The organism is Burkholderia ubonensis, from assembly GCF_902833085.1.
Classification (GTDB): Bacteria; Pseudomonadota; Gammaproteobacteria; order Burkholderiales; family Burkholderiaceae; genus Burkholderia; species Burkholderia ubonensis.
Genome location: NZ_CADFEB010000011.1, coordinates 11,693 through 26,651, shown reverse-complemented (window position 1 = coordinate 26,651; position 14,959 = coordinate 11,693). Strand labels below are relative to the sequence as shown.

Sequence of the window (14,959 nt, the reverse complement as noted above, 5' to 3'; positions counted from 1 at the left end):
ACATGGCCGAGAAGGACCAGAAGCCGACCGCGAAGCGCCTGCGCGAGGCGCGCGAGAAAGGCGACGTGCCGAAGAGCGCCGAGACGATCTCGACGGCGTTTTTCGTCGGCACATGCGTCGCGCTCGCGGTCGGGCTCGGCGCGCTGTTCGAGCGCCTGCAGGGGTTGTTCCGGCTCGTGTTCGATGCGCTCGGCGCGGCCGATCCCGGCGCGCGGCTCGCGGCGCTCGTCGGCAGCGCCGCGCGCGACTGGATGACGCTGTCGGCGGAGATCGTCGGGGCGGGCCTCGCGCTCGGGCTGCTCGCGGGTTTCGTGCAGGTGGGCGGCGTGATGGCGTGGAGCCGCCTCGTGCCGCAGCTGTCGCGGCTCAACCCGGCCGAAGGGCTGAAGAACATCGCGTCGCTGCGCAACGTCGTCAATCTCGTGAAGATGCTGCTGAAGACGGTGCTGCTCGTCGCGACGCTCGGCTGGCTGATCGTCGAGTCGCTCGATCCGGCCGTGCAATCCGGCTTTACGCGGCCGATGTCGATCCTCGCACTGATCATGAAGCTGCTGATGCTGCTGTTCGGCTGGGCGGCGCTCGTCTATATCGTGATGGCGATCATCGACATCGTTCACCAGCATCACGAGTTCAACAAGAAGATGAAGATGTCGATCGACGAGGTGCGACGCGAGCACAAGGAAGACGAGGGCGATCCGCACATCCAGGCGAAGCGGCGGCAGCTTGCGCGCGAACTGCAGTATGCGTCGCTGCAGGACCGGATCGATTTCGCGTCGGTCGTCGTCCATTCGTCGCGCGTCGCGGTCGCGTTGTACTACGGCGGGATGGGCTCGCTGCCGTGGGTGCTCGCGCGCGGCGAGGGCGAGGCGGCCGAGCGGATCGTCCGGCTCGCGCGCGACGCGCTGCGACCGACGCTCGCGAACGTCGGGCTTGCGCAGGCGCTGTACGAGACGACGCCGGAAAACGGCACGATCCAGCCGCGGCATTTTCGCGAAGTGGCGGCGCTGCTGAAGTGGGCAACGGGCGCGAATTGAGCGGCCGCAATTTCGGATTTCGAATCGGTCGACGTCTTTATATTCATTGCCGTTCCGGTTTCGCCATGCGTACCGTTTTCCGTTTCGTTGCGGGATCTGCCCGGCGCGCCATCCGATGTGGCCCTTTCTCCATTTCCGCATGCGACGCTTGACGCCAATTTTTTTAGATGGCTGCCAAGGGCCACTCAGATTTATTGATGAATAATTTCTCCGTAACATGGCCCGACCGTCTCGCCCGACGGTGTGCCGCGACGTGGCGCCGAGCGAGACGGGATCGATCAATACACGGGCAAGAACATGTGCGGAATCGACGGCTTTCTGAACAGTGCCGCTTTCGATGAGGAGACAGCGCGCGCGACACTCGCGCGGATGACGGCAAGCCTCGCGCATCGCGGGCCCGACGCGCAGGGCACCTGGCTCGATGCGCAAGCCGGGATCGCGCTCGGCCACCGGCGGCTCGCGATCGTCGATCTGTCGGTGCACGGCCGCCAGCCGATGGCGTCCTCGTGCGGACGCTTCGTCCTCGTCTTCAACGGCGAAATCTACAACCACCGGGCGCTGCGCGCGGAGCTGGAGCGCACCGGCCGCGCGCCGGCGTGGCGCGGACACTCGGACACCGAAGTGCTGCTCGCGGCGATCGCCGCGTGGGGCGTCGAGGCGGCGCTGCGCCGCGCGACCGGCATGTTCGCGATCGCGCTCTGGAACCGGGAGTCGCGCGTGCTGACGCTCGCGCGCGACCGGATCGGCGAGAAGCCGCTCTATTACGGACGGATCGGCGACGCGCTGGTGTTCGCGTCCGAACTGAAGGCGCTGCGCAGCTTTCCGGGCTTCGACGGCGCGATCGATCGCGACGCGCTGTGCCTGTACCTGCGGCAGTCGAGCGTGCCCGCGCCGTACACGATCTATCGCGGCATCCGCAAGCTGCCGCCCGGGACGTTCATCCAGTTCGAGCATGCGCAGGACACGCCGCGCGTGCGCGCGTACTGGACGCTCGAACACGCGATCGAGGCCGGCCGCGCGGAGCCGTTCGAAGGCACCGCGCAGGAGGCGGTCGGCCTGCTCGACGGGATCCTCCGCAAGGCCGTTGCGCAGCAGATGGAGGCCGACGTGCCGCTCGGCGCGTTCCTGTCGGGCGGCGTCGATTCGTCGGCGATCGTCGCGCTGATGCAGGCGCAGTCGGCGGCGCCGGTCGACACCTTCACGATCGGCTTCCACGAGGCCGGCTACGACGAGGCCGGCTACGCGAAGGCGGTTGCGCGCCATCTCGGCACGCGGCACACCGAGCTGTACGTGACCGCGGATCACGCGCTCGCGGTCGTGCCGAAGCTGCCGTCGATCTACGACGAGCCGTTTTCCGACGCGTCGCAGATTCCGACCTTCCTCGTTTCCGAACTGACGCGCCGCCACGTGAAGGTGAGCCTGTCCGGCGACGGCGGCGACGAGCTGTTCGGCGGCTACACGCGCTATTTCCTGACGCCGCGCCTGTGGCGCAAGCTGCATCGCGTGCCATCGGCCGTGCGCGCGCGGATCGCCGCCGCGTTGCATGCGCTGCGGCCCGATCATGCCGACCAGCTCGCGGCGGTCGCGCAGAGCGCGTGGAGCGGCGCCGAAGCGCGCGACACCCCGCCGCGCATCGGCGACCGGCTGCACAAGCTCGGCCATGTGATGACCGCCGACAGCCGCATCGGGCTGTACCGGCTGCTGATGTCGGCGGTGCATCATCCGGAGCGCATCGCGCTCGCGGGGCAGGAGCCGCCGACGCCGCTCGACACCGCGAGCGCGTGGCCCGCGGATTTGACCTTCGCCGAGCAGGCGATGGCGATCGACACGCTCACGTACCTGCCGACCGACATCCTGACCAAGGTCGATCGCGCGGCGATGGCTGTCAGCCTCGAGACGCGGATGCCGTTCCTCGATCACCACGTCGTCGAATTCGCGTGGCGGCTGCCCGCGGCGCTGCGGTTGCCGGACGGCCAGTCGAAGGTGCTGCTGCGCCGCCTGCTCGATGCGTACGTGCCGGCGTCGCTGATCGACCGGCCGAAGCAGGGCTTCTGCGCGCCGATCGATCACTGGCTGCGCGGCTCGCTGCGCGACTGGGCGGAGGCGCTATTGCATCCCGCGCGGCTGCGCGAGGAGGGCTTCTTCGACGCGGCGGCGGTCGAGCGCCTGTGGCGGCAGCACCAGACCGGCCGGATGAACTGGCAGCATCAGCTATGGACGGTGCTGATGTTCCAGGCGTGGCTCGAGGCGCAGCGCGCGGCGTGACGGCATCGTCGCGCCCGCCGCCCGTGATGCGCGGCGGGCCGACACTCATCCGATCACCAGCGGTGTGCCGATCGGCAAATGCGCGGGATCGCGCGCGGCCGACGGATTGAGCTGCAGGATCTCGTTCAACGCACGCGCATCCTGTTCGCCGCGCGTCATCGCCTGCTGGTCGGCGCGCGATACGTGCGCGGCGTCGAGCAGCGACTGGCGATGCTGGTCCGCGATCACCCACAGCGAATCGCCGTCGACGACGATGTAGGGCTGTGGCGTGTTCGACGGTGACGGCGGGTTCGACGGCGTGCCTTGCGACGGCTGCGGCTGCGACGACGGGGCGCTCGCCGAAGGCGACGGCGGCGGCGACGCATTCGACGATGCGCTTGGCGCGACGTTCGACTGCGACGATCCTCCGCCGAAAAGCCAGTTGAAGGCTCCGCCGATCACGGGCGCCATGCCGATGACGAACTTGTAGCCGTATGCGGCGACCGGAATCATGATCACCGCGGTCGGGATCTTCTTGACGAAAGGCGTCGCGTTCGGAAAGTGCGTATTGAGCCGGCCGGCGAGCAGCAGCGAGGTCATGGTGCCGGTCTCGATCGCGTGATAGTAGTCGCCCTGTCGCCATTGGGACACGGCGGAGAGTCCGCCGAGCGCGACCGACGTGAAGTCGCCCGTCGAATCGAGCAGGCGCACGACGCGACTGCGTTTGTCCGCGTTCACGCGTCGCGACACCATCAGGAGCGACGTACCGGCGTAGGCGGTGCCGATCACGCCGCTGGCGATGGCCGTCCAGCCCGCCGTGACGTCGAGCGCCGTGAGCGGGTGCGTCGGATAGAAGGTCTTGAGAATCCCGGTCGCGACCGTCGCAACCGACGCGACGGCCATGCCCGCGCGCGCCGTGATGCCCAGCGCGCTGCGCGGATTGCCCGCATGCAGTTGCTGCAGCGACGTGCCGCCGACGAACCCCTGCATTTGCGTGAGCACGTCCTCGGCGAGCGCGGTGATGTTCGTCTTCGCGTCGTCGAAGCTCATCGTCCCCTGCTGGTATTGCTCGACGTATTGCGTCGCCTTTGCCTGCGCATGGCGTACCGCGGACTCCAGCTGAGCGAGCCGATGCGCGCCGTAGTCGTGCGTCGTGGAGTTGAACTGGCGTGCGAGCGTCGCGCCGACGCTCGTGATGGCGGCCACCGCGGCCCTCGGGTCGCCCGACTGCAGGCTGCGGATGGCGCCCTGGTGCATGACCTGGAACACGCGTCCGAGGCGCGACGCAAACAGAAGCGACAACGACGCATTGCCCAGCCCGGTCGTGCCGAGCCGATGGAATTCGAGGCCGATCCCGGTCGACAGGCCGAGGACGGCTCCGCCCGCGATCCATGCGTTCCGGAGGTCCGATCGGGCTTTCGACAGTCGGTGCACCCGCAGCGCGTTCAGCCGTGCGCTGGCCTCGTCCATCGTGGCGCCCGGCGTATCGGGTTGCGCGATCGCCTTGCGTGCGGCGCCGATCGGTAGCGACGCGTCATACTGCAGCGCTTTCTGGCCGGTGACCTTCTTCCAGTATTCGCGGCTGTCGGCCGCCGATACCGATGCGAGCGACGGTCGCTCGGGAACGCTGTCGCGATGGCTGTCGAGCCATTTTTTGCCGGCCTCATGAGCCCGCTCGGCGAGCCGGTTGTGGGGCGCCTTGCCGTTCCATCGCGCCTGCGACGTCTCGTTCGTCGCCCGGCGTGCCAGATTCAGCAGCGTCGACGTGTTGCCTTCGTACAGCGCGTCGCGTAGTTCCGCGATCTCGGCGTCGGACATCTGGTGCACCTTTTTCGCGATGCGCTCGATTTCGGAGAACAGGAATCGCTGCTGGTTCGCGAAATCCTGCGCGCCGACCGGTTCGAACACGCGCGTCAGCGCATCGCCGCCGTGCAGTCTCGCGAATTTTTCAGGGGCGTTTTTCTTGTAGTCGGCGATCTTCGCCGCCAGCGCGCGCGTCAGGTCCGCATTCGCGATGAAATCGTCGCCGTGCGTGCCCCACGACAGGCCGACATGCACCCAGTCGAGCTGCTTGCGGCTCAGGATCGCGTCGAGCAACGCGACGTGGCCTTCGCCCGGCACCGGCTCGAGCACGGCGTCCGAACCGTGGAAGGTCAGCAGCACGAGCGGCGCGGATTTGCCGCCGTTCTGCTCTGCCCACGCTTCGAGCGCCTCGCCGATGCGCCGGATTTCCGCGTAGCCGTTGTTCGTGCCGGCCATCGCATGGCCGTCTTCCAGCGACACGCGGGGCCGTGACGGGGCGGCTTCGATGCGCAGCAGGAAGCCGTATTCCGAGGCCGCCGTGAGCCACTTGTGCAAGTGGGCGAGATCGTCGAGTTCGAGCGTGTGCTGCGTGCCGTCGGCGGCCGTGCGCGTGAGCGTCGCCGTCTCGTCGTCGTAGCGCGCGCCGGACGGATCGCCGAAGCGTTTGGCGCGCTGGATGAACCCCGGATCCTGCAGCGCGCCCATCGCGGCGGCGAGCGAATACGGATCGACCTGCAGCGCGACGGCCGGCAGCGCGCCGCCATACCGCTTGATGTAGCGCTTCATCTGCTCGGGATCGTCGCGCAGCGAGAACGAGCGCGACATCGGGACGAAGCGGTCGGCGAGATCGGCCAGGTTGTCGTGCATGGCCAACTTCACGTATTGCCGGATCAGCTTTCTGTCCGTGCTGCGCGCCGCGCCGATCCATTGCGCGCCCCGCATGACCAGATTGCGCTCGGCCGGGGCCCGCGTGAAAGCGCCGTGCGGATGCAGGCTCGATGCTTCACGCCACATGTGCAGCGTCCCGAAGATCTTCTTCGCCAGCACGGCATCGGCAAGGATGGCCTTCGGCGAGTCGGTGAACGTGAGGCCGTTGCCTTCCTTGCGCCCGACGTCGCGCTTGCCCCATTCGATGAGGCGCTCGAGCGTCGATGCGAAATCGGCGATCTTCGCGTTGCCGTAGCGCGTGACCGATTCGACGATCGGGCCCGATACGTACGCGGGCTGGTACGGTGCGAGTGCAATCGGTTTCGGGGGCGGCGCGGCAGGCGCGGCAGGCGCGGCGGGCGGCCTGGCCGGTGCGACGGCAGCCGGCTGCGTCGGCTGGCTGCCGCGCGCGGCCTGCTTGCCTTTGCGACCTTTTCGGCCGGCCTTGCCGCCTTTGCCCGCATTCGTGCCTTTGCCGCTTTGGCTCGCAGCGGGCGGCGTTGCCGCCGCCGCCGGCTGCGCGGCTTGCAGAGCGGCCGCCTTGAGCGCGGCGGCGCGCGGCTCGAACACGTCGGGGGCGAGCCTGGAAAGCAGGAAATGCTGATTGCCGCCATACGGCCCGCGGCCGATCGTCGCCCGCTCCAGCGGCAGGCCGGGGTTGTCCGGATCGCGGAACTGGCCGACATCGTCGTACCAGCGCACCGTGCCGTTCTCCACCGCGATGAGGCCGGTCAGAGACCCGGTCAGCACATCGGTGACCGTGCCTTCGTGGTCGTACACGTACACGTAGTGCCCGTCGGGAATCTTGCCCATCTCGAGCGCGCGTTTCAGCGCGTCCGCAAGGTGCGCGTTGAAGTCGAGCGCGCTGTCCGCCGCCGTCGGGAGGATGTCGGGCAGGTCCGCCTCGGCCGCCGCGCGGTTCTGGCGCCGCAGCGACGGATGCGTGCTCCCGAGCACGCGCTGCACGTACGTATCCGGCTTCGACAGCGGCGCCTTCGGCTCGCTGATCGGGCGACGCATCCTGGCCGGCGCGAAGCCGCCGTAGCCCTCGACGACGTCGTGCGCGACCTTCGCGACGACGAACTGTACGCCGCGGCGCCCGCCGGGCAATGCGCGGAAGCGACGCCGGAACGCGACGGCGAGGTCGCGCGATTCGATCGTGGCATCGCCGAGCGACGTCGTTTCGACGTACGTCCATTTCCCCGCGCCATCGCGCGTCGCGTAGCCGAGCACCGTGCCGGTCTTGCGTTCGACCGCATAGACCGTCGTTCCCGCGCCGGGATCGTGTCGCGCCGCCGGTTTCGGCCGCAGGAAGCGCGGCGCGCTGTCGAGCTGGTTCACGTTTTCGACGACTTCCGCGTCGACGCCCGTGTCCGACGGCTCGACGTCCCACGCGCGGCGTTCGCCGAAATGCGCGTCGATGCGCGCGGCACCGCCGAACTTGCGCAACTCGGCGAGCGCGACGGGCGACACGTAGTAGTCGTAATCCCCGCGGCTCGCGGCGCCTTTGTCCTTCAGTGCGAGAAACGCGTCCTGCAGCAGGTGCGGATCGATATCGGCCGATGCCGCCGTCTTGTCGATGAACGTGCCCTGTGCGTTGGTCCGGAAGCTTGCGATGAATTCGGGCTGCGGGTGGATCGCGTCGCGCCGGTCGGCGGGGCGGTCGGTGCGCAGCGCGATCAGCACATGCGCGTCGGTGCCGAACGCTGCCTTCATCGCGGCGATGCTGTCGAGCTGGTCGCCGTCGACGCGCCGCAGGTCGCGCTTGCCGTGCGACGCGAGCAGATCGAGCGCGCGCTGTTCGCGCTTGGCGGCCTTGCGGGCGGCGAGCCCGCGCGCCGGCCGATGCGCCGGGGAGGCAGGCCCGGCCATTTCGCGCGGCACGCCGCCGGCCTGCATGCGCGCGATCTGGCTCGCGTAGTAGTCGCGATAGGTCGCGTAGCCGGGCACCGACGGCTCGGCGTCGCCGAACGCATCCGCGAGCCGGCGCAGGCCGGCTTCGTCGCCGGGCATCACGCGCTCGGCTTCGCGCGCGATCGCGTCGGGCAGGAGGACATCCTGCGAGATGTCGATGCCCATGTCGCCGATGAGCTCGCGGCGCACCGCGAACGCGTTCGCCTGCGCACGCGCTTCGGCCATCAGCGCGCGGTCGACCAGCGTGTCGCCGGGCGCGCCGTCGAGCAGCAGGCGTCCGGCGATCGCGTCGACCGCATGCTGCGCTTCGTGCGCGAGCGCGTACACGAGCGTACCGGTGTGACGCATCCGGCCGTCGAGCACGATGCGCTGCTTGTCCGTATCGATCCGGCTGCCGCGCCCGGGCCGGCCGACCACGACTTTCCAGCCGGCGGCCTGCGCCTGCGCCAGTTGCCCGCTCAGCAGCGTCGAGCGGTCGACGAGCGCGAGCGCTTCCTTCGACAGCGGCGCGCCGCCGAACCACATCCGGACCTGCGTGATGACGGACGGCTTCTGAACGAACGCGTCGGGCGGCAGCGTGTCGGCGATGACCGGGCGCGCGACGGCGATGTCCCCCTGTTCGAGGCCGTGCGTGAGCAGCCGTTCGAGTTCGGTGAGCTTGTCGAGCGTGTGCTGGTGTTCGATCGGGTCGCGCGACACCGGGCCGGGATCGCTTAGCAGGAAGTCGCCGTTGCGCGTAAAGATGCCCTGAAGGTCGAACGCGAGGCGTTCGCGTTCGACGACCGCGCGAATCTTCCGGATGTGTTCCAGTGCGGCCCGCGTGACGACGCGCGGCAGCGTGCCGGTCGCGACCATCGTGTGCGTATGCAGGACGCCGAGCGGGCGGTACAGGACGCCGACGCGGCCGAGCACCGAGAACGGGCCGCTCATCGTGACCGTCTGCAATCCGTAAGAACGCAGATCGTCGAGCGCGAGCCGTTCGTCGACGGCCGCGCGCACGTGACCGGATTCCGGGTGTGCGTGGCGATCGTAGAGGCCGAGTGCGGCGTCGTCGCCGAGCGCGAATACGGTTTTTTCGCCGCCGGCGCCGAGCAGTTCGCCGGCTTCGTATGCGACGTCGACCCGCGCGTTGCGGTCGCCGTGCGCATAGACGCCGAGCGGGTCGGCGTTCAGCGGGCCGAGATCGTGCGGCGCGGCGGGCGCGGGATCGAAACGGTGGAACGTGCCGGTATCGAGCAGCGCGCCGTGCGCGCCGACCGCCTCCGCGGGCGCGGCATACACGGGCCGTTGCCACAGGTTCGCGAGCCGCGCCGCATGCGCGGCGCCGTCGTGCTTCGCGGCGAGCACGATCGCATGGCCTTCCTGCACCACGAACGGCGGCGCCATCTCGAGCAGGTATTCGTGCGCGCCGACCGGCTGGCCGTCGACGAGCAGAGTGCCGTCCGCGCGCGTGTCGGCGTGCAGCACGACCACGCGGCGCGCGGGGTCGATCGTGAAATGACGCGTGCGCGCGGCGGCCAGCTCGGCGGCATCGGGGCGCTCGCCCGTGCGGTACGGCGACGCGATCTCGGCATGCGCGCGACTCCAGGCGACGCGCGCGTCGAAGCGGGCGACGCCGCGCGGCGCGGCGCCGGTTTCGTCCATCCGCGGCGCGGGCATCCGGCGCGGCATGCCGCCGCGCCCCTTCCGGCGCGACCACGCGTCGTTGTAGAACGCGCGATAGGTCGGGCCGTCCGCCCCCGACGTACGCACGCCGCCCAGCGTGCTCGCCAGCCGGTCGACCGTGCCTGCGTAGTCGTGCGACCGTCCGCGCCAGTTCGCGCCTTCGCGCGCGATTGCGTCCGGGTGAACGAGGTGCGCGGCAATGTCGGTGCCGGTTGCCAGCTTGATTTCGTAGCGGGCCTCGAACGCGCTGATCTGCGCGCGCGCCTCGGCCTCGAGCGCCTTGCGCGTGAAGCCGCCGCGCTGCCCGGAGTCGTGGTCCAGCACGCCGGCCATCGCCTCGACGGCCTTGCGCGACTCGCGCGCGAGCACGTACGTGATGCTGCCGGCATCACGGAGGCCGCCGTCGATCGTCACGCGGCGCTTGCGCGTATCGACGTGGCTGCCGCGGCCGCGTTTGCCGATTGTCACGCGCCAGCCGGCGTCCTGTAGCATGCGCAACTGCGTCGCGAGGGTGCCCGACTGCAGCGCGAGCGCTTGTACGGCTTCCGGCAGCGGTGCGCCGCCCAGCCGCATCTGCATCCGCGTGATCCAGCCGGGATGCGGGGTGGCGTAATCGGGCGGCGCGGTGCCGGGTGTGTCCGCGGGCGCCGCGCGCGCCGGATCGTCGGTCGGCAGGGGCGTGCGTGCGTCACCGGCCTGCGTGCGGACGGTCTTGCCGCCGGCGGCTTCGGCGGGCGTCTCGTCGCGCGCAGAGACGGCGGCCGTACCGCGATCCGCCACGGGTTCGGCTGCTGCTTCGGCAATGGCGGGGTGGTCCGGTTTGACCACCACGAGCACGCGGTTCGGCGCGCTGAAGATGCCGTCGTGCGCGGTGACGGGTTCGGGCGTCGCGACCGCGCGCGGCATCGCCGGCTCGTTCGGGCCGCGCTTGCCGGCCAGCACGATCACCGTTTCGTCGGGCGCAGCGGGGCGCGACGACGCCGGCGATGCTTCGTCGGCCGCGGCGGCTCCGGAAGGGCCGTTTTCGATCGCCACTGCTTCCGGTTCCGGGTCGAAGCGCAGCACCCGCGCATCGGCGCGCAACTGGCCATCGGCGCCGAATGCGTCGGGCGCGGCCGCATAGACGGGTTTCTGCCAGCGGTTCGCCAGCTCGGGCGCAAGTGCCGCGTCGTGCTCGCCGGCGACGACGATCACGGGCTCCTCGAGATCCTGCGGACGCGGCGCACGCGCGCCCGGATCGGGTGCCGCACCGTTGCGCACGAGATAGACCGTGCGCTCGCCGACCTGCATCGGCTCGACGCTCGGCCCGCGCGGCACCGCGATGCCGGCCGGGTCGGAGGTCGCGGGCCGCGTGGCGGGCGCTTCGTCCGTCAGGTCGACGACCCGCACGTTGACGCGCGGCGGCGTGCCGTCCGGCTTCGTGCGCGTGCCGGCGCCGGCCGCTTCGTCGATATCGGCGGCGCGTGCAGTGGCGCCGCGGGTGGCCGTCGTGCGGTCCGCGCCGAGGTCGTCGTGCTGCCGGTCGGCCTGCGCGCGCGCCTCGCTCGTGCGCTGCGTACCGTGGGCATCGTGTGCCGCATTCGCGCTTTCGCCTTCGGCGGCGGCCTGCTGGATGCGGCGCGTCTCCCTCGCTACGGCGTCGCGCATCTGGTGGTGCAGGTTCTTGCCCTGGTCGATGACCTCGTCCACCTGGTCGAGCCGCGACTTCGCGACGATGTTCGACGTCGTGCCGATGGCGCCGTCCGGGCCGAACGTCATGCGCTCGCCGGTGTCCGTCACGCTGTCGATTCGCGTGCCGTGGGTCCAGGCTTTCGGTGAAGCCGACACGACGGACAGCGTGCCGTCCTGGCCGAGCATCACCGACTTGCCGGGCGGCATCCGCTTCGCCGAGACCTTGTCGAGCACGCGGATCGGCTGGTCTTCGTAGGTCAGCACCTTGTCGCCGACCATCAGGATGCCGTTGGGCGCGACCTTCACGGCCTCGCCGTCGAGCGTCGCGCGGGTGCGGCCGGCCGACAGCGACGCGGGGCCGTCCTGGTTCAGGATTTGCCCGATCGTCTGGTCGTCGACCTTGACGACGTTGCCATCCGTCGTGTGCGCGGCAATCGGCCGTCCGGTGCGGGTGCGGATGCCCGTGACCGCGCGTTGCTTCGCGACGCCCGCGCCCATCAGCGCGGTATTGATGACGCCGGACTCGAACGCTTCGCCGGCCGCCTTCGTATTGCCTTGCAACAGGTCGACACCGGATTCGACGAACGCCTCGCCGGCGCCGGCGACACCGGTCACGAACGCCGTCCGTTCCGCTCCCTTGGCGATGACCGATGCGACCTTGGTCGTGACCGCGCGCTCGAACAGCTTCGTGCCTGCGAGTTTCGCGGCCCCGCCGGCCGCCATCGGCACGAGGTTGATGTAGTCGGCGCGGGCGCCGGCGTCGAACGGGCTGATGCTCTGGTCGTGCTCGACGCGGTTGGCGAGATCGAGGCCCGCCTTCGTCATCGCGGAACCGATCGCCGTGTAGGTCATCCCCGCGCCGATGACGTTCAGCGGCACGCCGACCACCGCGCCGACCACCGTGCCGTCGAGCGCCGTGCCGATCACTTCGAGCGCCATCCCGCCGAGCAGCATCCCCATGTTGACGCCGGTGCCCGTGAGGAAATTCAGCGCGGAGTCGAGCGGACTGTCGTGGTGCGCGGCCTTCGACACGAGCTGCTGCGAGCCGTCCTCGTTGTGGCCGGTCAGGATGTCGACGGTGCCGTCCGACGACAACTGGTTGCTGTCGAGATAGTCGTCGATGCTGTCGTAGTTGCCGGCCGATTCGTCGATGTAGTGCGTTTTGCCGTGCTGGTCCGTTACCTTGAACAGCGCGCTCGTCGTGGTCCCGGTTTCCTTCGCGGCATACACCATCGGCAGCACGCTGATCTGCGTGTTCTTGCCGCCGCCGACCGACAGCAGTTTGTCGCGCACGGTGTCGATCGCCGACAGCTTGTCCTTGTCGACGAAGCGCGCACTCGAATCGTCGGCGGCCGATACGGATGGCGACGATGCATCGGCCGGCACGTCCGGCTGTTGCCCGAGCGCGATGCCGATCAGGTTGCGCTGCTGGTTCTCGCTGAGCGAGCCGAACGCGATCGTGCCGCCGTTCTGCGTGCTCAGGCTTGCCGCGTCGAGCATCGAATTCGACATCTCGGTGCGATGCGCTTCGTAGAAGTCGTGCATCGCCTTCTTGTAGTCGTCCGCCGCGTCGGACTTCGCGTCGACATAGCGCAGCCGCTCGTCGAGGCCCGCGTCGAACTGATCGAGCAGGACCTGCTGGCGCGACGTGTCGCGCAGCAGCTGCAGTTGCGGAACGGCGTTCTCCGCCTTCGTGACGGCGGCGCGCGCGTCGTTCAGCTCGGATTGATACAGGTTCGGGCGATATGACGGCGCCGGCATCACGTCGCCGTCCGGCAACGTGCGCAGCCGCACCGGCGCCGGGTTGGCGGCGGCCCATTCGTCGTACTGCTTCTGCTTGGCGGCGAGCGCGCGCTTCGCCTGATCGACGCCGTCCTGCGCGTTCTTCAGTGCGACGTCGGCTGCACGCGCATTGACGTCGTCCGACAGCCGGTTGCTGGCCATTCGCAGCGCGCCGGCGACCACCTGCAGGCGCGTGGCATCGAGCTGCGTGGGGCCGCTCGGCGCAGCCGGCAGCGGCGTCGTCGATCGCGACGGGTCGAGCAGCGGCAGGATCGGCTGCGACGACGCGGGATGCTTGCCGGTCGGCTCAGGAGGCGGGAAGGCCGTGAACGGGCTCGTGCCCGGCGCGGCGCCGGCGGCGGCCGACGTCAATTGCGGCGGTTGCCGGGAAAACGGCTTCAGCAGCGGTTGCTGCGCCTTCACCTGCGCGCTGATCTTCGTCGCCTGATCGTCGTACTGTTGCGCGAGCGTCGCACCGTACGCGGCGACGAAACTGTCGTGCGCGATGCTTGCCTGCTGCTTCGCCTTGTCGAGCTTCGCGTACGCGTCGGCGAGATCGAGATCGACCTTCGCGTCGACGGGCGGCAGGTGCGGCGGCTGCGGGTTGTCCTTGTGCCACTTGTCGGACGCCTGCTGGGCGGCCGTGCAGTCGTTCTGTGCGTGGTCGACCTGTTGCTGCGCGGCGAGCATCTGCAGATAGCCGCCGCTCGTGTTCGCGGCCGTCTGCGCGCGCTTGAGCGCGGCGTTCGCGTCCGATACCGAGTTCGGCGCGACGATCACCGTTCCCTGCTTGCCAGCGACCACGTCGAATTTCTGCTGCGCCTGCGCGAGCGCGATGGCGTCGTTGGCCGCGGCGACCGCCGCGTTCGTGCTGTTCGCCGATTTCGCCGCGGCCGTGACGGCCTTTTGCGCCGCGTCCGCCGATTCGGGGGCCTCCGGCAGGTTCACCTGCAGTTTCTGGTCCGCCAACGCGGTGTTCAGCCCGCCGATGCCTGCGTCGAGTGCCGCCTTGTAGTCGGGGTCGACGAGGTACGACTGGAGCTGCGTACGGGCGAGGTACGCGTTCGACAGATCCGCAAAGTATTTCGCGGTACCGGCGGCCGCGTGCGCGTCGGCGCTTCGCCAGTCGTCGTAAAGCTTCGATTGCTCAGGGGTCTTGCAGTCACCCGGCTTCGGTACCCACTTCGGGTCGTTCGCGTGGTCGGGAAACGTGGCCTGCAGCGTCTTGAGCTTGTCGTTGGCCGCGTTCTGCGCGTCGCCCGGGTTCGTCACGTTGCCGTCGTCGTCGATCTGGATGCCTGACGGCTTGTCCGCGTCGGCCTGTTCCTGGTACAGGATCGTGTAGCCGGCGTCGGTCGTCACGTTCAGTTCGCGCTGGGCGGAGTCGGCCGCCGTACGCGCTTTCGCATAATCGGCCTGCGCGGCCTTGCGGGCATCGGGCGTCGATTCGGGATCGCGGTTGACCACGTGCAGCACGTTCTGCGCGCCCTGCAGCGCCGTCGATGCGTCGTCGTATTTCGTCTGCGCGTCCTGGATTGCCTGCCGCACTGCTTGCGTCGTCTTGTTCTCGACGGTGATGTCGGGCGGCGGCGCCGTGTATTGCGCGGCCATGCGCTGCATCAGCGACGTCGCGTCGGCGATCTCCGCGTTGGTCGGCTTCGACGGATCGGTGAACACCGACGCGTTGACGGGAATCGGCGGGGCGATGACCGGGTTCGCGGGGCCGGCTGCCGGATCGTCCTGTTTCGGCGGTGGCGGCGGGGGCGGGGGCGCGACGACAGGATTCAGCGTTTCCGACAGGAAGCGCTGCCAGTTGACGCCCAGTCCCAATCCATCGATCAACAGCATGCTCGTCTCCGTTGAGCCGCGCGACGCGCGGGGCACCCGGCGCACGGTACGCCGCGCCGCCAGCGTTCAAG

The 14,959-nt window shown here is 69.6% G+C and carries 3 protein-coding genes; 2 read left to right on the top strand and 1 reads right to left on the bottom strand.

Features of this window, described 5'->3' with window-relative positions; all coding sequences use genetic code 11:
* Nucleotides 1-2: 2 nt before the first annotated feature.
* Together HWX31_RS28310 and asnB are read left to right on the top strand one after the other, a co-directional pair.
* Nucleotides 3-1,034 (top strand): EscU/YscU/HrcU family type III secretion system export apparatus switch protein, encoded by a 1,032-nt coding sequence (locus tag HWX31_RS28310; RefSeq protein WP_059610103.1) that lies wholly within the window; start codon nucleotides 3-5, stop codon nucleotides 1,032-1,034.
* Between the two features lie 297 nt (nucleotides 1,035-1,331).
* The gene (asnB, locus tag HWX31_RS28305; RefSeq protein ID WP_174965766.1) at nucleotides 1,332-3,299 is read left to right on the top strand and encodes an asparagine synthase (glutamine-hydrolyzing); all 1,968 of its coding nucleotides are present in this window, start codon (nucleotides 1,332-1,334) and stop codon (nucleotides 3,297-3,299) included.
* Nucleotides 3,300-3,344: 45 nt separating this feature from the next.
* Here asnB and HWX31_RS28300 read toward each other — a convergent pair whose 3' ends face one another.
* Entirely contained in the window at nucleotides 3,345-14,888 is an 11,544-nt protein-coding gene (locus tag HWX31_RS28300; protein ID WP_174965765.1) for an LWXIA domain-containing protein, read from the bottom strand.
* Nucleotides 14,889-14,959: the final 71 nt, after the last annotated feature.